Below are 18,859 nucleotides of genomic sequence, written 5' to 3'. Positions count from 1 at the left end.
CAGGCGCTGAAGATGATGACCCCGGACGCGGCTTATGCCGCTACATTAACTGCATGACCTGAGCAGGAACCGGTGGGTCATTACACAAACCCGGCATCACTTAGCATCCCTTCTTGTATCAACGATGGAGTTGGTAACCAGTTGTCGAGCACGTGTCTCAAGCTTCCGCCAGTGAAGCACTCCTTCTCTGGGATAGTTCATCCTTATGATCGTGTCGAGGTCGGCCATCATGAGGGTGTGGTCGCATTCCGCGAGACCTTCACTCTTGCTCTTGACCATTTTTCCACCTCGGTACTCAACTCCGGACTCCGTAATCTCCCGAGGCGTGCACTTGATGACGGTGGTCACCTCACCATTGGCATCGCGACCGAGGTACCAGTCGGTGTGCCAGTCTGTTTTCATGACTGGCGCGTTCTCTCGCATGCCTTCATCAAGGTAGTGGGCGCGCACCTTCTCCATGTCCACGTAGTATGGCGTTAGGCCGTTCTTGAGCTCACCCTTTATCCGGGTATCGAGAGACTCCTCTGGATCGCCGGCCTGATGATCCATAGGCGTGTACTTCCGCTTCATCACCAACTCAACATCGGTCCGGTCGATGTAGTCGTATCTGACCATCACAGTCCGCACGGCCACATCGACAGTCAACCCCATCCGCTCCCCAGGCTTGAACGGCTCCAGCGACGGATACTCCAACGCGAGTGCATAGCTGCCATCGTGTTCAGTGCCGATCTGGTTGTAGAAGTAGTTCTGCGGTATTTCCAGCAGATACGGCCCCAGACACGCCTGCTTCAACGGCGGTGGATCCTTGTACGGATCCTGCGGGCCGATGCTGCGGATGCGGGTGCAGCCCTGCTCGTTGGTCATGGTTTTCGCCGGCGCTTCCTGCTTGGCGCAGGCGGCGAGCGGGAGCAGCAGGCTGAGGGCCCAGACGGTTTTTGAGATGAAGTTCACGGGTTGTCGCAGGTCCTTTCCGTGGTTGCGCGCGCGAGTTGCGTTGTTTGCAGTATGGGGGAGGCGTGTGGGGCGGATCAAAGCCGGATGCGTCAGGTGTGTGCGAAGAGCAGCCGGGCAAGCCCGGCTCTACTCGAGCTGCGTGAGCGGTAACGACTGGAAATCCTTTACGGTGCGCAGGACGAAGCTCGAATTGACGTCGGCCACGCCTGCTGCATTGAGCAGCTTGTCGAGCAGGAAGCTGGAGAAGTGTTCGAGGTCGCGCACGTACACGTGCAGCAGGTAATCCATGTCACCGGTGAGTGCGTGGCATGCCACCACCGCGTCCCACTCGATCACGCTGTCGGCGAACAACGCGATGGCCTGCTGGTCGTGCTTCTCCAGCTGCACGCGCACGAAGGCCTGCAATCCCAGGCCGATCCGCTTGGGGTCAAGTCGGGCACCGTAACCGGCGATCACCCCTTCCGCCTCCAGCCGCTGTACCCGGCGCAGGCAGGCCGAGGCGGACAGGTTCACCCGGGCAGCCAGCTCGGCGTTGGTGGCGCGGCCGTGCTGCTGGATTTCCGCCAGCAAACGCAGATCCGTGCGGTCGAACTGGGTTACTCCGGTCATTGCTGCTCCGCAACATGGAATGGACGCAACGATATTGCGCCAAACCGGGATATGCGTGCAACTTTGCAACCCTGTTGCGCGCCCCCTGCCCTAGCATCAGGGATCACTTCCCAGGAGTCCACGCCGATGGAAACCGCCACTGCCCCCCGCCGCGTCGAACGCCACGAGACCGACAAGGGCTATGTGCCGGTGTATACCACCGCCGTGGTGGAACAGCCCTGGGACAGCTACACCGCCGACGACCACGCCACCTGGAGCACGCTGTACCAGCGCCAGCGCGAGCTACTGGAAGGCCGCGCCTGCGGCGAGTTCCTGAAGGCGCAGGACGAGATGGGCATGAGCGCGCACATGATTCCGCGCTTCGACCAGCTCAACGAAGTGCTGGGTGCCGCCACCGGCTGGACCCTGGTCGGCGTGGAGGGGCTGCTGCCGGAGCTGGACTTCTTCGACCATCTGGCCAACCGCCGCTTCCCGGTCACCTGGTGGATCCGCCGCCCGGACCAGATCGACTACATCGCCGAGCCGGACATGTTCCATGACCTGTTCGGGCACGTGCCGCTGCTGATGAACCCGGTGTTTGCCGACTACATGGCCGCATACGGCCGTGGCGGGGTCAAAGCCCACGCGATCGGCCCGGATGCGCTGCAGAACCTGACCCGCCTGTACTGGTACACGGTGGAGTTCGGGCTGATCAACACGCCCGAAGGGTTGCGCATCTACGGTGCCGGCATTGTGTCGTCCAAGGGCGAGTCGCTGTACTCGCTGGAGTCGGACGCACCGAACCGGATCGGGTTTGATCTGGAGCGGATCATGCGCACCCGCTACCGCATCGACACCTTCCAGAAGACCTACTTCGTGATCGACAGCTTCGAGCAGCTGATGCAGGCGACTGATCCGGATTTCACGCCGATCTATGCCGCGCTGGAGCAGCAGGAGCACCTGCCGGCCGGTGACGTGCAGACCTTCGACCACGTGTTCCATAAAGGCACGGGCGAGGGCTGGGCGGAAGGTGGGGATGTTTGATAAGTGGGGTCACGACCAACGGTCGTGACCTACCGCGCTGCATGCACTCGGTGGCGCACGACCGTTGGTCGTTCGACGGCGCAGAGCGCCGGCCATTTGATGTTGTCGCAATTCACCGGGCTTTTGAAGTTTAGGGCGCTAACCTTCAAAAGCGTCTGGAGCTTTTGAAGGTTAGCGAGTCGCCCGGATTCCGTTAGCGCCGGCCGTTGGCCGGCCCAGGCGGTGTCGAGGGCCGGCCAAGGGCCGGCGCTACCGGGTTGGATACGCCAACAGCACTACCAGATCCTGCTCCCCTCTCTGCTGCAACGCGTGCACGCTACCCACTCGGGTCAGCAGCGCGTCCCCTGCCGCCACGTCGTACTGCTTGCCATCAAGCACATAGCTGCCCTGCCCGCTGACGATGTAATAGATCTCGTCCTTGTGCTGCGGGTGCAATCCAATGCCCGCCCCTTTGTGCAGCACGCGCTTGCGCAGCAAGAACGGCAGGTTGTCTTCGGCGAAGAACGGATACGCGGTGGTCGGCCCTGCCCCGCCGTGCGGGCCGGGCTGACTGACCGCGATGTCGCGTTCGTGCACCACGCGCGACGGCTTGGCGGCATCCGCGCCCTGCCCTGCCGGCTGGGTCACATCGCAATCAATGTCGCGCTTCAGCGCGCCCTTCATTTCCGGCTGCAGCCCGACCCACTCACGCACCACCAGACAGGCCACGGCGTTGGCACCGGCCACGCTGAAGTGGGTGCCGTCGGCCTTGTTCTGTTCCGGCACGAACAGGAAATACGGGCGTGCGCCCTGCTCGCCCAGCGCGCGGATCCACTGGCTCGAGCGCGCGTTGAGGTCGATCAGCGCTACCTGTTCCTGCTGCGCAAGTTGTTTCATTGCCTGGGTGTACAGGCCATGCGTATCCAGCAGTGAGCCGAAGTCGTACAGCAGGCGTGCGGCGGGTGTGACCAGAATCGGCGTAGCTCGTTTCTCGTGCGCCAGCTGTACGTAGCGCAGCAGGTACTGCGGGTACGCCTGTGCAGGATCGTTGTAGCGGGTGGGGTCTTCGAACTTGGCGTCGTTGTGGCCGAAGCCGATCAGCAGCACGTCGCCGGGTTTCAGCTCAGTGGCGATGGCGTCGAGGCGCTTTTCTTCAATGAAACTGCGGGCGCTGCGGCCGCCCTTGGCATGGTTGTGCACCTGCCATTGCGCGGGGTCGAGGTAACTCTGCAGAGCCTGGCCCCATCCGGCCTGCGGCGCGCGTTCCGGGCCGTATTCGGCCGCAGTCGAGTCGCCGGCGATGAAGACGCGATGTGGGGCGGCGTGTGCGGCGATGGGGGCGAGGAACAGCAGGATCGGGAGCAGGATGCGGTGCATGTTCGGGCTCCTGGGGTTGGAGGGTACCGACCAACGGTCGGTACCTACCTTGTGTTCAAACACCGCGTTCAACGTGCGTCGCCGAACCGGTAGGTGCCGACCGTTGGTCGGCACGCCTGGATTACCGCGCCAACCAACCACCATCGACCGGCAGCACCGCACCGTTTACGTAATCCGATGCGCGCGAGGCCAGGAACACGGCTGCACCGGCCAGGTCTTCCGGGTTGCCCCAGCGCGCGGCCGGAATGCGGTCCAGGATCGACTTGTTGCGGTCTTCATCAGCACGCAGCGCGGCGGTGTTGTCGGTGGCCATGTAGCCCGGCGCGATCGCGTTGACGTTGATGCCCTTGGCCGCCCATTCATTGGCGAGCAGACGGGTGATGCCGGCGATGCCGCTCTTGCTGGCGGTGTACGACGGCACCCGGATGCCGCCCTGGAACGACAGCATCGAGGCAATGTTGATGATCTTGCCGCTGCCCTGCGCGATGAAATGCTTGCCGGCGGCCTGCGAGATGAAGAACGCAGACTTGATGTTGACGTTCATCACGTCATCCCAGTCCTGCTCGCTGAACTCCACCGCATCCGCGCGGCGGATCAGGCCGGCGTTGTTGACCAGGATGTCCAGTCCACCCAGCCCTTCGATGGTTTCGCGCACCACGCGCTCCACCGGTTCAATGCTGATCAGGTTGGCTTCGATGGCCAGGCAGCGGCGACCCAGCGCGGTGATTTTGGCGATGGTGTCGGTGGGCGGTGCGATGCCAGCCACGGCGACGTCGGCACCGGCTTCTGCCAGCGCGACTGCGATGCCCTGCCCCAGGCCGGTGTTGCCACCGGTTACCAGAGCGATCTTGCCTTCCAGACTGAACGGATTAGCCATTGCGTTGCGATCCTTTTCCAATGCGGCACAGGCAGCGCCCGCGCGATGCGGGCGCTGCGATACGGGTTACTTGAGCTGGCAGATGTCCAGCACGTGCATGTCGGTGTAGTCGAGGTTTTCGCCCCCCATCGCCCAGATGAAGGCGTAGTTGCTGGTGCCCGCGCCCATGTGGATCGACCACGGCGGCGACACCACCGCTTCGTTGTTCTGGATGACGATGTGGCGCTGCGCTTCCGGCTCGCCCATGAAGTGGTAGACGCGATCGTTCTGGCCCAGGTCGAAGTAGAAATACACTTCGCTGCGACGGTCGTGCAGGTGCGGCGGCATGGTGTTCCACACGCTGCCCGGCTTCAGCACGGTCAGGCCCAGCAGCAGCTGCGAGGACTGGCAGGTGGCCGGCACGATGTACTGGTAGATGGTGCGTTCGTTGCTGGTTTCCAGCGCGCCGCGCTCCAGCGCCACCGCGTCCTTGATCGACAGCTGCTTGGTTTCAAAGCGCGCGTGGGCCGGGGTGGACGCCAGGTAGAACTGCGCCGGGGTGGCGGCGTCGTTGGAGGCGAACACGACTTCTTCGCTGCCCATGGCCACGTACAGGCCATCCTTCGGGCCCAGCGTGTAGACGGTGCCGTCGACGGTGACGGTACCGGTGCCGGCACCGACGTTGATCACGCCCAGCTCGCGACGCTCCAGGAACGGGTGACCGGCGGCCGAGGCCGGTTCGGTCTGCTTGGGCAGCGACACCGGACCCTTCACCGGCGCGGCACCGCCGAGCACGAAGCGCTCGTAGTGGGTGTACTTCAGGGTCACCGTGTCGGCGTTGAACAGACCGTCGAGCAGGTACAGGTCGCGCAGGTCATCGTTGCTGGCACCCTTGATGGCGTCGGGATGGGTGGCGTAGTGGGTCTTGCAGTACATGGCATCTCCAGAGCAGGGGGCGGGCCGATGGTCGGCCCCGGCACGATTTCGGCTGATTGTACCCAGCTGGGAAACCGGTGTCATTTTGCGGTGCGGTACGGGGTTGAGGGGGTCACGACCAACGGTCGTGACCTACCGGTGGGATGTGCGTGTTGTCATGACCCGGGGCGACCGGTCAATCGAGAGGCGGCTGGCAGGAATCGCGCACGATCAGGTGCGGGCGCACGCTGGCGATCTGCAGCGCGGCCTGGCTATCGGGCTGGATCAGCATCGCGGCGGCGGTCCGGCCGGTGTCGCGGGTGTGGCGGCGAACCGAGGTCAAGGACGGCCACAGGCGCGAGGCCAGCGGGCTGTCGTCGTAGCCGATGATGGACAGCTCGCGCGGGATATTGATGCCCGCACGCAGGGCCACCTTGTAGATACCGGCGGCCATTTCATCGTTACCGGTGAAGATGGCGGTCGGGCGCTGCTTGCCCAGCAGCAGTTTTTCCGCTGCGGCCACGCCGGATTCGAAGGTGTAACCGGCCTCGACGATGCGCTCCGGCGGCAGCTCGATGCCGCGCTTGGCCAGCGCGTCGATGAAGCCGGCGGTGCGCTCGTGCGCGGAGCGGTAGGCGCTGGGGCCGGTGACCAGGGCGATATCGCGGTGGCCCAGCGACAGCAGGTAGTCGGCCGCTTCGGCGGCACCATCGCGGTCGTGGGTGACCACCATCTGCGAGGTGTCATCCAGCGGCAGCGAGGCAATGCGCGTGAAGCGGCAGCCGATTTCATCCAGCATGTCGACCAGCGCCTGGTCTTCCGAGGCACGTGGCACCAGGATCACGCCGTGCAGCTTCTGCTGCTGCACGAAGCGGCGCACGCCTTCGATGTAGCCGGGGCTGCGCGAATCACAGGGGTGCACTACCAGTTCAAAGCTGGAGCCGCGTAATGCATCCAGCGCGCCGTACTGCATGTCCACGATGTACTGCGCGGTAGGGTTGTCGTAGACCATGCCGATCAGGAACGAACGGCGGAACGCCAGCCCGCGGGCCAGCGGGTCCGGCGCATAGCCCACTTCGCGCATCAGCGCCTCGACCTTCTCGCGGGTGTCTTTGCGCACCAGCGGCGAGTTGTTGATGATCCGCGAAACCGTTTTCTTGGAGACCCCGGACAGACGCGCGATGTCGTTGATGGTGGCAGCTTTGCCCTTGGGCAGGTCCTGCGGTGCGGCGTCGGTCTTGGGGCGCGATGACATGGAGTTCAAACCGGATGGGTCGGAAGAGTCTACCGCTGCGCTCAATCGAGCGCGCGGTAGCGGAACTTGCGGAAGGTGACCTTGCCATTGCCGGCTGCATACAGGGCCGGCTTCAGGGCCAGGAACTTGCCCGCCACATTGTGATGGTAGCCGGAGACTTCCATCTGAACCGGATACTTCTGCCAGACCCTGCCATCGGTCGAGGTGTGAATGGTCACGATGTGGCGGTTGTTGGTGACCCGCAGCCACAGCTTGCCACCCTTGGCGCTGGGGGAAAGCCGGGTAGGGCGCTCCTCACCATAGCGGTGCATGATGAACTTCTCGCCGTTGCTTCCCACGCCCACGTACAGGCGGTCGCTGTAGAACAGCAGGGCACCCCCCACCGCGCCGGGGGCGATGTCCATTTCCACCTCGTACTGGTAGGCCTGGTCGCCGGCAATCACCGTCAGCGGCGAGCTGTCGCGCGGGGTTTCGCCCTTGCCTTGGACTTCCAGGCCGTTGCCGGTGAAGTTCAGGCGGCGGTATTCATCCTGGGCCGGGTTGAAGAACGACCACTGCGAGCCCAGGGTCTTGCCGGTGAAGTCATCCGACAGGGCCATGCCGTGCGGACCCACCGAGCTGCCCGAGGGCTTGGCCAGCGGCTGGCCGAGATCGCCGCCCTTGGCCACGAACCAGCCGTCGTCGGTCCATTCGATCGGTTCCAGCAGGGCCTGCCGGCCCAGGGTCCAATAGCCATTCTCGTAGCCGTGGTAGATCATCCACCAGCGCCCATCGGTGCCTTCCACCACGGTGGCGTGGCCGCGCGACCACCACGGCTCGTCCTTGGATTTGGTGCGGGTGATCGGGTTGTGCGGCGAGTTCTGCCACGGCCCATGGATCGAGCGCGAGCGCGCGGTGATCACCATGTGCCCGGTCGGCGGACCGGCGGTGCCGCCCACCGCGGTGGTCATGTAGTACCAGCCATTGTGGAAGTTGATCTTCGGGCCTTCCTGGGCATACGCCTCCACATCCCAGCTTTCCGGGTACTTCCAGCCGTCGTAGACGTGCTTGGGGGTGCCGACCACGCTGAGGCCGTCGTCGGCCAGCTGCACGTAGGCACCGCCGCTGAGGAACAGATAGCGCTTGCCGTCCTCACCGACCGCATGACCCGGATCGATGTAGCCGCCCAGGCCCAGATCGATGGGCTCGCTCCAAGGACCGTTGATGCTGTCGGACCAGACCACGAAGTTGCTGCGCGCCTCGGCGGTGCGGGCCGGGAAATAGATGTAGTAGCGGCCTTCGTGCTTGACGATGTCCGGTGCCCAGATCGCGCCCACGTTCCTGGTGATGGCGTGGCCGAGCGGCTGCCAGTTCACCAGGTCACGCGAGTGCCAGATCGGCAGGCCGGGGTAGGCGTCGAACGAGGACAGGGTGAGGTAGTAGTCCTCACCGTCCTTGAGCACCGACGGGTCCGGGCGGTCGCCGGCGAACACCGGGTTGAGGAAAGTGCCGTTGCCGAGGTCGGCCTGGCGCTGGTTTTCGATGCCGCGCTTCCAGGTCGGTGCCGGGTCGGCGGCGTGGCTGTTGACCGCCAACAGCAGGGCGACAGTGGCCAAGGGGGCCAGAAGTGATTTCAGATGCATGGTCATCCTTTATGCGCGCAGCAGCTGGGGCAGCCACAGCGACAGCTGCGGGAAGAAAGTGACGATCATCAGCACCAGCAGCGCCGCGAACCAGAATGGCCAGATGCTCTTCATGCTCTCGCCGACGCTGATCTTGCCGATGGCGGTGCCGATGAACAGCACCGAGCCCACCGGCGGGGTCACCAGACCGAGGCCACCGGTCAGCACCAGCACCAGCCCGAAGTGGATCGGGTCGATGCCATAGGCCTTGGCCACCGGCAGGAAGATCGGGGTGCAGATCAGGATCATCGGAGCCAGGTCCATGAAGGTACCCAGCAGCAGCAGCATGACCACGATCATCAGCAGCACCATCACATTGCTGTGCGCGAACGACTGCAGGAACTCCACGGCCGCGGCCGGTACCTGCAGATAGGCCAGCAGCCAGCCGAACACCGCTGCGGTGGCGATCACGAACAGGATCACACCGGTGCTGCGCGCAGCGTGGGTCACCGTGCCCATGAACTCGCGCCAGTTGAGCTGGCGGTACAGCACGGTGGTCACCAGCAGTGCGTAGACCACGGCAATCGCGGCGCTTTCCACCGCAGTGAAGATGCCCGCACGGATACCAACGAAAATCAGCGCCACCAGGCCAAGACCGGGCAGGGCGGAGACCATGCGTAGCAGCACGGCGCGCCAGCCCGGGAAGATCTCCACGCCATAGCCGCGCTTACGGGCCACCGCATAGCCGGTGACCATCAGCGCCACCGTCATCAGCAGCGCGGGCATGATGCCGGCCGCGAACAGGTCGGCGATGGAGAGACCGCCGCCTGCCGCTGCCGAAAAAAGAATCAGGTTGTGCGACGGCGGCACCAGCAGCGCCACCAGTGCGGCGGTGATGCTGACGTTGACCGCGAAGTCGCGGTCATAGCCACGCTTGACCATCTGCGGAATCATCGTGCCGCCGACCGCCGAGACGTCGGCGATGGCCGAGCCAGACACGCCGCCGAAGAACAGCGAGGACAGGATCGACACCTGGCCCAGTCCACCGCGCAGGCGACCGACCAGCGAGGAGGCCAGCCCGATCAACCGCTCGGAGATGCCGCCGCGCATCATGATCTCGCCGGCGAAGATGAACAGTGGAATCGCAATCAGCGACGCCGAACCGGTACCGGCGGAGATCTGCTGCACCAGCACCACGGTCGGCAGGTCCAGATACCACAACGTAGCCAGGGCGGCTGCGGCCAGCGCATAGGCCACCGGCACGCCCATCAGCAGCAGCAGTGCGAATACAGCGAAAAGAATGGTGATTCCCATGACTCAGCGGTCCCCCTCGGCTTCTTCAACCGCCGGCTGCGTGGCCTGCACGATCTGGTTCAACGCGAATACGGCCATCAGCGCGCCGCCAATGGACAGCGGCAGGTAGTTGATGCTCTGCGGCAGGTTGGCACCCGCGGTCTTGATATCCAGACCATCAAGCAGCAGCACGCCCGCCCACCAGGCAATCACCACGCCCAGCACCGCCACCACCAGCGAGCACACCATCTCGTTGATGCGGCGCAAGCCGGGCTTCATGTGTGCGGCCAGCAGGAAGAAGCCGAAGTGGCGGCGGGTGTGCACGCCGGTGGCCGCGCCAAGGCTCATCGCGGTGGCCAGCAGCAGCAGGGTGACCGGTTCGGTCCAGCTCGGCGAGTCATTGATCACATAGCGCGCGAACACCTGCCAGCCCTGCACCACCACCAGCCCGAGCAGGGCCAGCACGGCAATGTGGATGGCGACGTTGGCGATCGCGTCCAGCGCGCGTTGCGGCGCGCTGCGGGTGTCGACCGTGGTTTCAGCATTCGTCTCGGACATGATCGGGGGTCCTCAGGCGAAGTCGCGGATGCGACGGGTGAGGGCGGCGATCTCCGGGCGCTGCAGGTACTGCTGCAGCAGCGGGTCGGCGGCCTTGCGGAAGGCCGGCATGTCGACCTCGTTGAACTGGATGCCGAAGTCGGTCACCGCCTTGCGGGCGATGCTTTCGGAGGCGTCCCACTGCTCGCGCATCACCTGCACTGACGCACGCGCCGTTTCCAGCAGCAGCTGGCGGTCGGCCGGGCTCAGCGACTCGAACGTGCGGCGCGAGATCAGCAGCACGTCCGGTGCGTAGGAGTGGTCGCTCTGCGACCAGTAACGCGCCGCTTCGAAGTGACGGCTGGAGTGGAAGCTGCGCAGATTGTTTTCCGCACCGTCGATCATGTGCGTTTCCATGCCCGAGAAGGTGTCGCCCAGCGACATCGGCGTCGGGTTCGCGCCCAGCAGACGCATCAGCTGGATGAAGATGTCCGAGTTCGCTACACGGAGCTTCAGGCCGTGCAGGTCCTTCGGTTCCACGATCGGATGCTTGGTGTTGTAGAAGCAGCGCGCGCCCGAGTCGTAAATGGCCAGGCCGACCAGATCACGGGTTTCGAAGCCGCGCAGCACCTGTTCGGCCACGCCGCCGTCCATTGCGCGGCGCATGTGCGCCACCGACTCGAACACATATGGCAGACACAGCGCCTGGGTCAGCGGAAACGCGTTGTTCAGCGCGCCGGAGTACACGCGGGTGATATCGATGGCCCCGAAACGGGCCATGTCGATCGCCTCGCTTTCACGGCCCAACTGGCCGGAGTGGTACTGGCGCAGGCGCAGCCGGCCGCCGGTTTTTTCCTCCAGCTGCTGGCCGATCCACTTCACCGCAGTAACGGTGGGGTAGTCAGCCACGTGCACGTCGGTAGCGGTGAGCAGCTGGCTACCTTCCGGCAGCGCACTGCTCTTTGAACAGGCCGACAGCAGCGGCACGCTGAGCGCGCCGACGCCGGTGGCCAGGAACTTTCTGCGAGTAAACATCTGCGCCCTCCCAAGCGGACTCGCCATGGCTGCTGGATTACCCGGCAGCGATGGCCCTGCAGGTAATGTCGCCGTAACCGGCGAAGCGGATCAGTGCCTGTTGGCCTACGGCAATGTCATGGATACCGGTGGCATTGCCACTGGCGATCAGTTCGCCGGCCTTGAGCGGGCGGCCGCGGCGGGCCGAACGGGCCAGTGCGAACGCATAGGCGGCGCGCAGGCCACCGGGCAGGTTGCCGGCTCCGCCGGTGCCGACCACGCTGCCCTCGATCAGCGTTTCCGCACGCAGCTGGGCATCGTCCAGGGCGGTCCATTTCGGAATCTCCGGCCCCAGCACCAGGCCGTTGTTGTTACCGAAGTCGCTGACCACCACACGCGGGCCGAGCTGGTTGATGGTGGCGAGCGGGCTGCTGGCCACTTCCACGCCGATGTACAGGCGTGCCGGCAGGGCTTCGGCCTCTTCCGGGGTCCAGTCCAGCTTGTCGGCCGGGGCGTCTTCCAGCAGCTCGATCACGTACTCGGCCTCGACCGCGCCGAAGCCACCCACGAATACCGGAATGTCCACTGTTCCACCGGTAGCATTCCAGAGCTGACGAGAGAAAATCGGGCCGAGCAGGCGGTCGTCTCCAGACACATCGCGGCGCTCGGCGGCGATGTAGCCGACCTTCCAGCCCACGGTCTGGTCGTTCCACTGGCCAATGGCCAGGTCCTGCACCTGATAGGCCGTGACCAGGTCATCGGGAATGGTGCCGGGGAAATCCGGCAGCGCCCGCCCCTGCTGGCGGGCGGTGACAAAGGCGCTGGCGATGCTGTCCAGCCCCGGTGCGGGCAGGTCCTGATGGCCGTGATCGTTGCTCAAGCGGGTCTCCCGGTGATTTGTTGCACTGCCCATCGACAGTGCTTGGATGAGCTGTATATGGTAAACCGGTGTCATTGGCAATGTGCACTGCGTCAGAAGCCAGGCGTATGGTGCAAACCCTTGCGGTGACAGGCTGTCCCTGGCCCCGCCTGATGGCGGGGTCTTACCGGAAAGGAACCGTTGCCGATGCGATGTGCCGTGTGGATGTCTTTGTTGCTGGGTGGTCTGGTGGCTGTTGGCGTTGCTGCCCCGACCTGGGCGGGTGATCGGGCGGTGCCGGAGAGTGAACCTGCCGTCGGCAGCCCGGAGCGCATAGCGCTGTGGCCGGTGGGGAAGGTGCCAGGGGAGCGCGGGCAGGCTTCTGCGCCCCGCGTGATCGAGCGCAGCGACGATCCGGCCCTGCCGGACCGCTACATCGATGGCGTCAGCGCGCCGTACCTGGTGGCGTATCGCCCGGCCAAGCCCAATGGCAGCGCGCTGCTGGTCATTCCGGGCGGCGGCTACCAGCGCATCGTGCTGGACAAGGAGGGCACCGCGCTGGTGCCGGCCTTCGTGGAGCAGGGCGGGGTGACCCTGTTCGTGCTGCGATACCGGCTACCAGCAGGACGCACGGACCGGCAGGTCGCGCTGGCCGACGCGCAGCGGGCGCTGCGGTTGATCCGTCATGACGCCGCACGTTTGCAGCTGGACCCGGAACGGATCGGGGTAATAGGGTTTTCAGCCGGCGGGCATGTGGCGGCGCGCCTGAGCACGGGCTTTGATACGCCGCTGGCTGGTGTGGGCGACGCCATTGACGCGGTCAGTGCGCGGCCTGATTTCGCGCTGCTGATGTACCCGGTGATCGACATGGGTGCGCATGCCCACAGCGGCTCGCGTCAGCGGTTGCTGGGCGAGCATCCGGATGCCGCGCTGACCCAGCAGTTCTCGATGCAGCGGCAGGTGAGCGCCAGGACCCCGCCCACCTTCCTGGTCCACGCGCAGGACGATGACGTGGTGCCCGTGCAGAACAGCCTGCTGTACTACCAGGCGCTGCTGCAGGCTGGGGTGTCCAGCGAGATGCACCTGTTCGCGCACGGCGGGCATGGCTTCGGCGTGCGCATTCCTACGGATCTCACCACCACGCAATGGCCAGCGCTGGCACTGCGCTGGATGCAGGCACAGGAGCCGCGCCCATGACCACGCCCGCCGATTTGCAGCGTCGCCGCTTCCTGCGTGACAGCGCGCGCTATGCCCTGATGCTGAGTGTGGCCGGTTCCTCGTTGCTGACGTCTGCTGACAGCGCTGCTGCGGGGACTGCTTCGCTGGCGCGGGTCCGTGGTGGCCGCCTGCGCGGCGAACTTGTCGACGGCGTGCATCGGTTTCGAGGCGTGCCTTATGGCGCAGACACCGCCATGCGCCGCTTCCAGCCGGCGCTGCCCGAGACACCCTGGCGCGGTGTGCGCGATGCTTTGGCTTACGGCAGCGCGGCACCTCAGGGCAGCAACGAAGGCCCGGGCAGCGAGGATTGCCTGTTTCTCAACGTCTGGACCCCGGCACTACGCGACGGTCGCCGCCGGCCGATCCTGTTCTATATCCACGGCGGCGCGTACAACAACGGCTCCGGCAGCGACTCGCTGTATGACGGCAGCGCGTTGTGCCAGCGCGGCGACGTGGTGGTTGTGACGGTGAACCACCGTCTCAATGTGTTCGGCTATCTGTACCTGGGCCAGCTCGGCGATGATCGCTTCGCGGACTCCGGCAATGTGGGCCAGCTGGATCTGATCCAGGCGCTGCAGTGGGTGCGCGAGCACGCGCATGAGTTCGGCGGCGACGCCGACAACATCACCGTGTTCGGCCAGAGCGGTGGCGGCGCAAAGATTGCCACGCTGATGGCGATGCCGGCTGCCAAGGGCTTGTTCCACAAGGCATGGACCATGAGCGGGCAGCAGGTCACAGCGGCGGGACCGCGTGCGGCCACGCAACGGGCGCGCATCGCGATGGAGGCGGTGGGCGCGCGCGATGTGGATGCGCTGCTGGCGTTGCCCGCTTCTGCGCTGCTCGCCGCGACCAAGGCGCGCGACCCTTCGCGGGTGGAGAGCACCAGCTTGTACTTCGGGCCGGTGCTGGATGGCGATGCGTTGCCCGTGCACCCGTTCTGGCCACAGGCTCCGGCGCAGTCGGCCGGCATTCCGATGGTCATTGGCAACACACATGATGAAACACGTGCGTTTCTCGGCAATGATCCCGCCAACTTTGAGCTGACCTGGGAGAGCCTGCCGGCCAAGCTGGAGAAGGAGCAGTTCGTCGACCTGCTACCCTCCGCGGTCATTGCGGAGTACCGCCGGTTGTATCCGCAGTACACACCTTCGGAGGTGTTCTTCGCCGCCACCACCGCCGGCCGCTCATGGCGCGGGGCAATCGAGGAACTGGAAGCTCGTGCTCGCCAGGGTTCACCCACCTGGGCGTACCAGCTCGACTGGGGAACCCCGCTGGATGCCAGGCTGCGCGCGTACCACACGCTGGATATTCCGCTGGTGTTCCACAACCTGGGTGCCGAAGGCTCCAGGACCGGCACGGGCGAAGCGGCACAGCAAGTGGCCGATGCAATGAGCGACGCACTGCTCGCGTTCGCCTGCACCGGCAACCCCAATCACGGGAAGCTGGCCCAATGGCACCCGTATTCACTCCAACGCCGCCAGACCATGCTGTTCGATGTGCACTCGCAGCAAGCCGACGACCCCCGCGGCGGCGAGCGCCGCCTGTACCAGCAGGTGCCATTCCTCCAACGCGGCACACAATGACCGCAAATCATGGTGAACACGGATCGTAGAGCCGGGCTTGCCCGGCTGCTCCTCGCGCCACAACGCAAACGGCACGCAATTTCGGACAATCCTCAAACAACTTCCGTGATCCAGATCAAACGAGTTTTTCACCTTGATCGCCTAGACTTCGGTCATGGACACGACCTGCACCTTCCCGACGTTCCATGGCCGCGACCGTCTCATCGCCGCCGTTGACCACGCCGTCGAACAGAACGACCCACGCCGCATCGCAGTGATGCTGCAGACCGCGCTACGCCAGGCCATTGCCGACAGCCGCATCCAGCTCCCCGCCTGCGTCCACCAACCGGTGGAAGACCACTACGCGCGCCGCGAGCTCTACCGCAGCCCCGAACACGGCTACAGCATCGTCGCCATGAGCTGGGGCCCGGGGCAGGGCACACCGCTGCACGACCACAGCGGCCTCTGGTGTGTGGAAGGCGTATGGCTCGGCCAACTGGAAATCACCCAGTACGAGCTGCTGGAACGCGACGGCGAGCGTTTCCGCTTCCGCGCACAGCCGTGCGTCGTCGGAGATTGCGGCAGCGCCGGCAGCCTGATTCCCCCGCACGAGTACCACACCATCCGCAACGCCAGCGAAGATCAGCTGGCCATCTCCGTACACGTCTACCAGGGCGAGATGGTACGCAGCTCCATCTTCGAGCCCACCGCCAACGGCTGGTACGAACGCCGCACCAAAGAACTGGAAGTAGACGCCGCGTAGAGCCGGGCTCTGCCCGGCTGCTCCAGGCGCATTGCACCCGCAAACCAACACCACACCGCGCAGCCCCGCGTTGCCACCGCGCCGCGCCGCCCGTGCCGCCCCGGGTGGGGTCGCTCGCCAGACGACCGCCGTGAACCGCTCAACATCCGGTAGGGCATGACCCACAAACGAAGCGACGCTCTCCGCGCATCTTGCGAGATGCAGCCACGCAGGGCGTGGCTCTACGTCCGGCTGCGCCTTGTCAGCCAACAGATCCCGGCTACGTTGACCCAACACATCACGCCGCAGAACCCGACCAATGCCCAAGGTGTTCCTCCGCCAAACACCACCGTAGCCAAAGTTCCCATGGCACTCACCACCACACCCTGGATGGCGTAGTACAGCGCAACCGCAGTGCCAGCCTTGTCATCAAAGGCTGCCAACGCCCCATTAGCAGTGACAGACACCACCAAAACAATGCCAGCGGCGATGATCCACATCGGCATGATGAACGCCACGAATCCCGGCTTGGCCTGGATAGTGCACAGCGCCAGGATCATCGCGCCCAATGCCATGAGCACGGTCCCTGTGGCGAAGCATCGTCGCGTACCCCAAGCTACAACCCACTTACGCGAACTCCGAGCTGCCACCATCATCACTACCGCCACGGTAGCAAATGCCACGCTGAACGCCATCTGCGAATAGCCAGCAACGTCCATCAGTACCCGAGGGGAGATCGAGAAGAACACGAAGAATGCGCCCATCGCCGAGCTGAAGCCGAGCGTGTAGACCCAGAACGGTCCACTTGAGAAGATGGATCGGATGCTGGAACGGCTTGTCGAATCCACCCTCGGCACAGTTTCATGCCATCTGAAAAGCGCGTGCAGGAATGCCAGAGCCGCCAACGCGCCCAGGACTAGGAAGATGGACCTCCAACCCATTGCATCGGAGAGCAATGCGCCGAGTATCGGACCAAGTGCTGGAACGATGGCAAGCATTGAGCTCAACAGGCCATACACCGTCGCGCTCTCCGGACGCCCTCCGAACACGTCCCTGACCGTTGCGAAGGTCGCCACAAGCGCTGCGGATGCGCCGATAGCCTGGATCGCCCTCAGGGCGAGAAATGCCTCTCCGTCGCTGGTCATGGCCAGCGAGAACGATGCCACTGCGTAGGCGGCTGATCCGCCGAGAACCACGGGCCTTCTCCCGATCCGATCTGAGAGAGGGCCGAACAGCAGTTGTCCGACACCCAGGATCAACAGATACGCGCTCAGAGTCAGCTGTACCATGAATGCTGATGTGTCTAGTGCCTGTGGCATCTTCGGGATGACGGGGAGATAGACATCCATCGCTAGTGACGCAAGGAAGTCAAACGGAGCCATCAGCAGCAGCGCTACTGAGACGCTTTGGGACCAGACACGTCCTTGTAGTTGATGCATGAGTTGCTCGGGACAGTCGCTTACAGAGCGCGAGGCACGATGATACCGGGGAGCTCAGGGTCCATAGAAAACAGAAACCGGCGCTCGTGAAGACCTCCCCTCCGATCTGTCGCTTCGACAAACCCGAAGACCTTGATCGCCCCATGATCCAGGAAGGGGTGGGCCCAGATGTCATCGAATGCAGAGCCGCTCTGCACCGAACCCATGCAAATGCTCAGGCCGCAGGACAGGCTGTGCACCGTCATGTTCTCGCCCAAGGCCTGCAGCATGACGGTGCGGACATGTCGAGTCATGTCCTGCGCCTCCAAGTTGCGGACCCCCTCGTCATCAAGGTCCTGCAATGCGTTTGAGAATGCCTCACGCGACTGCAGAACCTGCTCTACCTCGTTGGACTCGATGCCCCCCTGCCCAATGTACTTCACTTCTGCCTTCAGATAATCGCTTTCCATCGAGTCAGAAGGTGACGGACGGTGAGCGGGTGAATGAGGTGTGACGGCGCGCATTACCTTCGGCAGTGCGCGATGCACGGTGATGCTGCCTCCATCGCCGACCTGTGATGCCGGGCGCTCGCTTGGTGCATCTTCAGCAGCCGGACTTGGCGGGTCCTGAGAGGAGCATGCCGGTTGCAGGGCGACAGCCATTAGTACGAGGGCGAGCGTCGGGCTTCTGTTGGTCACGGCACTTCGTAAGGGGTTGGCGGTGGTCGATTAGCCTCGCACTCCGTATGGCTATTGCATCTCATACGATTCCTAATTTGTACTGGCCCGAATCAGATCGCCACCACAGGCGGTGCCGGATTCGGCTCGACCTTGCATGCTTAGGCGACCGGCCTATCTCAGACTTTCATCAATGCCTGCGTGGCTCGGCTCTACTAGCATGCGACGACTTTCGCCAAATGTTTCTCGATCTTGGAGACTAGATTGCAAGAAATTCAACACATCTGCGTAATCGCAGCGATGTCGTCACTCGCACCCTTTGCGCTCGCCCAGAAAGGAACCGACAATCACGGCGTTGAGCGCCAAGCCCACGAGCTCAATGCATGCGACAACTGTACAGATCTAAGCCTAGACCCTGAATGGACTGTCCATAGCCTGCTCAACTATGGAGCAACTGGTATCCAGATTAGCGATCTCACGGGCCAGATCAAGCTGACCGTAGGCGTCAATGAAGGAAGAGTATGGGCAGTTCCAGCAGACAATCTGAATGTAAGCGTATCCCTCCCCAGTTCGACGCGGCCTTTCCCGCAAGATGCGATTGCATCGGTGGTCTATTTCGACGAGGAGATCACTGTCTCGCGGTTTGAAGGTGCTGATCAGGTCATCTGGCACGTCCAACCAACCGAAACGCCCAATCGGCGCTAAGGATGAGCTCTGCGTAGCAGTTGCGAATCAGCGACGCCGAGACCGGCGTCGCTTCTTTCTTTCACATCAGTCGCGCGTCGTCCCAATCGTGCGCGGAGGGATCGGTGTTGAGATCATGCTCGATTGATGTGCGAGTGGTCGCACGCTCCATAAGGACAATTCGCACTTTTCCATTCTTGCAACGGATGGGGTTCACCCCCGTTTTCACGGACACTTACAAGAAGGCCGATCCAGGCCATGAGGAGTGTTCATGTCAAAGCGTAGA

Annotated in this window: 18 protein-coding genes; 5 read left to right on the top strand and 13 right to left on the bottom strand. The window is 64.0% G+C overall.

What is annotated here, in order from left to right; all coding sequences use genetic code 11:
* Positions 1–96: 96 nt before the first annotated feature.
* Entirely contained in the window at positions 97–951 is an 855-nt protein-coding gene (locus EGJ34_RS14205; protein ID WP_125361120.1) for a hypothetical protein, read from the bottom strand.
* Positions 952–1,080: 129 nt separating this feature from the next.
* Positions 1,081–1,563, bottom strand: a complete 483-nt coding sequence (locus EGJ34_RS14200) for an Lrp/AsnC family transcriptional regulator (protein ID WP_125361119.1) — start codon at positions 1,561–1,563, stop codon at positions 1,081–1,083.
* 126 nt (positions 1,564–1,689) lie between these two features.
* Here EGJ34_RS14200 and phhA point away from each other — a divergent pair, with 126 nt between their 5' ends.
* Positions 1,690–2,586: a phenylalanine 4-monooxygenase gene (phhA, locus tag EGJ34_RS14195; protein ID WP_125361118.1), complete on the top strand. Its 897-nt coding sequence runs from the start codon at positions 1,690–1,692 to the stop codon at positions 2,584–2,586.
* 249 nt (positions 2,587–2,835) lie between these two features.
* Here the strand turns inward: phhA and EGJ34_RS14190 are convergent, their stop codons facing one another.
* The 9 genes from EGJ34_RS14190 to EGJ34_RS14150 all read right to left on the bottom strand — a co-directional run bounded on the left by EGJ34_RS14190 (position 2,836) and on the right by EGJ34_RS14150 (position 12,293).
* Positions 2,836–3,942, bottom strand: a complete 1,107-nt coding sequence (locus EGJ34_RS14190) for a GDSL-type esterase/lipase family protein (RefSeq protein WP_125361117.1) — start codon at positions 3,940–3,942, stop codon at positions 2,836–2,838.
* A gap of 121 nt (positions 3,943–4,063) precedes the next feature.
* On the bottom strand, positions 4,064–4,819 hold the full coding sequence (kduD, locus tag EGJ34_RS14185; RefSeq protein WP_125361116.1) for a 2-dehydro-3-deoxy-D-gluconate 5-dehydrogenase KduD: 756 nt from the start codon (positions 4,817–4,819) through the stop codon (positions 4,064–4,066).
* Positions 4,820–4,885: 66 nt separating this feature from the next.
* Complete coding sequence (kduI, locus tag EGJ34_RS14180) at positions 4,886–5,734, bottom strand: 5-dehydro-4-deoxy-D-glucuronate isomerase (protein ID WP_125361115.1); 849 nt, start codon at positions 5,732–5,734, stop codon at positions 4,886–4,888.
* Positions 5,735–5,909: 175 nt separating this feature from the next.
* Positions 5,910–6,968, bottom strand: coding sequence for a LacI family DNA-binding transcriptional regulator (locus EGJ34_RS14175; RefSeq protein WP_125361114.1), 1,059 nt, complete (start codon positions 6,966–6,968; stop codon positions 5,910–5,912).
* Between the two features lie 41 nt (positions 6,969–7,009).
* Entirely contained in the window at positions 7,010–8,590 is a 1,581-nt protein-coding gene (locus tag EGJ34_RS14170; protein WP_125361113.1) for a family 43 glycosylhydrolase, read from the bottom strand.
* Between the two features lie 9 nt (positions 8,591–8,599).
* A complete protein-coding gene (locus tag EGJ34_RS14165; protein WP_125361112.1) occupies positions 8,600–9,883 on the bottom strand; it encodes a TRAP transporter large permease in 1,284 nt (427 codons plus the stop codon).
* Between the two features lie 3 nt (positions 9,884–9,886).
* Complete coding sequence (locus EGJ34_RS14160; RefSeq protein ID WP_125361111.1) at positions 9,887–10,420, bottom strand: TRAP transporter small permease; 534 nt, start codon at positions 10,418–10,420, stop codon at positions 9,887–9,889.
* Between the two features lie 12 nt (positions 10,421–10,432).
* A complete protein-coding gene (locus tag EGJ34_RS14155) occupies positions 10,433–11,434 on the bottom strand; it encodes a TRAP transporter substrate-binding protein (RefSeq protein ID WP_125361110.1) in 1,002 nt (333 codons plus the stop codon).
* Between the two features lie 37 nt (positions 11,435–11,471).
* Positions 11,472–12,293, bottom strand: a complete 822-nt coding sequence (locus EGJ34_RS14150) for a 2-keto-4-pentenoate hydratase (RefSeq protein ID WP_125361109.1) — start codon at positions 12,291–12,293, stop codon at positions 11,472–11,474.
* A 186-nt stretch (positions 12,294–12,479) separates the two neighbouring features.
* On the opposite strand from EGJ34_RS14150, the gene EGJ34_RS14145 reads away from it, so the two are divergent.
* The 3 genes from EGJ34_RS14145 to EGJ34_RS14135 all read left to right on the top strand — a co-directional run bounded on the left by EGJ34_RS14145 (position 12,480) and on the right by EGJ34_RS14135 (position 15,815).
* Positions 12,480–13,469: an alpha/beta hydrolase gene (locus EGJ34_RS14145; RefSeq protein ID WP_260477003.1), complete on the top strand. Its 990-nt coding sequence runs from the start codon at positions 12,480–12,482 to the stop codon at positions 13,467–13,469.
* Positions 13,466–15,073 (top strand): carboxylesterase/lipase family protein, encoded by a 1,608-nt coding sequence (locus tag EGJ34_RS14140; RefSeq protein WP_125361108.1) that lies wholly within the window; start codon positions 13,466–13,468, stop codon positions 15,071–15,073. Before EGJ34_RS14145 ends, EGJ34_RS14140 begins: the two co-directional genes overlap by 4 nt.
* A 154-nt stretch (positions 15,074–15,227) precedes the next feature.
* The gene (locus EGJ34_RS14135; protein ID WP_125361107.1) at positions 15,228–15,815 is read left to right on the top strand and encodes a cysteine dioxygenase family protein; all 588 of its coding nucleotides are present in this window, start codon (positions 15,228–15,230) and stop codon (positions 15,813–15,815) included.
* 221 nt (positions 15,816–16,036) lie between these two features.
* On the opposite strand, the gene cml is transcribed toward EGJ34_RS14135, so the two are convergent.
* Together cml and EGJ34_RS14125 are read right to left on the bottom strand one after the other, a co-directional pair.
* The gene (cml, locus tag EGJ34_RS14130; protein WP_125361106.1) at positions 16,037–17,233 is read right to left on the bottom strand and encodes a CmlA/FloR family chloramphenicol efflux MFS transporter; all 1,197 of its coding nucleotides are present in this window, start codon (positions 17,231–17,233) and stop codon (positions 16,037–16,039) included.
* Between the two features lie 20 nt (positions 17,234–17,253).
* Complete coding sequence (locus EGJ34_RS14125) at positions 17,254–17,910, bottom strand: hypothetical protein (RefSeq protein ID WP_125361105.1); 657 nt, start codon at positions 17,908–17,910, stop codon at positions 17,254–17,256.
* Between the two features lie 243 nt (positions 17,911–18,153).
* Here EGJ34_RS14125 and EGJ34_RS14120 point away from each other — a divergent pair, with 243 nt between their 5' ends.
* Complete coding sequence (locus tag EGJ34_RS14120) at positions 18,154–18,594, top strand: hypothetical protein (protein ID WP_125361104.1); 441 nt, start codon at positions 18,154–18,156, stop codon at positions 18,592–18,594.
* Positions 18,595–18,859 lie beyond the last annotated feature (265 nt).

Source organism: Stenotrophomonas sp. 278 (assembly GCF_003935715.1).
GTDB lineage: Bacteria > Pseudomonadota > Gammaproteobacteria > Xanthomonadales > Xanthomonadaceae > Stenotrophomonas > Stenotrophomonas maltophilia_AH.
The sequence above is the reverse complement of the archived record's forward strand: the minus strand, read 5'-3'. Positions and strand labels throughout refer to the sequence as shown.

What these genes read in the sequence shown, in the direction of transcription:
- EGJ34_RS14200 (WP_125361119.1), bottom strand. Translation starts at nt 1,563, where the DNA reads ATGACCGGAGTAACCCAGTTCGACCGCACGGATCTGCGTTTGCTGGCG.
- phhA (WP_125361118.1), top strand. Translation starts at nt 1,690, where the DNA reads ATGGAAACCGCCACTGCCCCCCGCCGCGTCGAACGCCACGAGACCGAC.
- EGJ34_RS14190 (WP_125361117.1), bottom strand. Translation starts at nt 3,942, where the DNA reads ATGCACCGCATCCTGCTCCCGATCCTGCTGTTCCTCGCCCCCATCGCC.
- kduD (WP_125361116.1), bottom strand. Translation starts at nt 4,819, where the DNA reads ATGGCTAATCCGTTCAGTCTGGAAGGCAAGATCGCTCTGGTAACCGGT.
- kduI (WP_125361115.1), bottom strand. Translation starts at nt 5,734, where the DNA reads ATGTACTGCAAGACCCACTACGCCACCCATCCCGACGCCATCAAGGGT.
- EGJ34_RS14175 (WP_125361114.1), bottom strand. Translation starts at nt 6,968, where the DNA reads ATGTCATCGCGCCCCAAGACCGACGCCGCACCGCAGGACCTGCCCAAG.
- EGJ34_RS14170 (WP_125361113.1), bottom strand. Translation starts at nt 8,590, where the DNA reads ATGCATCTGAAATCACTTCTGGCCCCCTTGGCCACTGTCGCCCTGCTG.
- EGJ34_RS14165 (WP_125361112.1), bottom strand. Translation starts at nt 9,883, where the DNA reads ATGGGAATCACCATTCTTTTCGCTGTATTCGCACTGCTGCTGCTGATG.
- EGJ34_RS14160 (WP_125361111.1), bottom strand. Translation starts at nt 10,420, where the DNA reads ATGTCCGAGACGAATGCTGAAACCACGGTCGACACCCGCAGCGCGCCG.
- EGJ34_RS14155 (WP_125361110.1), bottom strand. Translation starts at nt 11,434, where the DNA reads ATGTTTACTCGCAGAAAGTTCCTGGCCACCGGCGTCGGCGCGCTCAGC.
- EGJ34_RS14145 (WP_260477003.1), top strand. Translation starts at nt 12,480, where the DNA reads ATGCGATGTGCCGTGTGGATGTCTTTGTTGCTGGGTGGTCTGGTGGCT.
- EGJ34_RS14140 (WP_125361108.1), top strand. Translation starts at nt 13,466, where the DNA reads ATGACCACGCCCGCCGATTTGCAGCGTCGCCGCTTCCTGCGTGACAGC.
- EGJ34_RS14135 (WP_125361107.1), top strand. Translation starts at nt 15,228, where the DNA reads ATGGACACGACCTGCACCTTCCCGACGTTCCATGGCCGCGACCGTCTC.
- cml (WP_125361106.1), bottom strand. Translation starts at nt 17,233, where the DNA reads ATGCATCAACTACAAGGACGTGTCTGGTCCCAAAGCGTCTCAGTAGCG.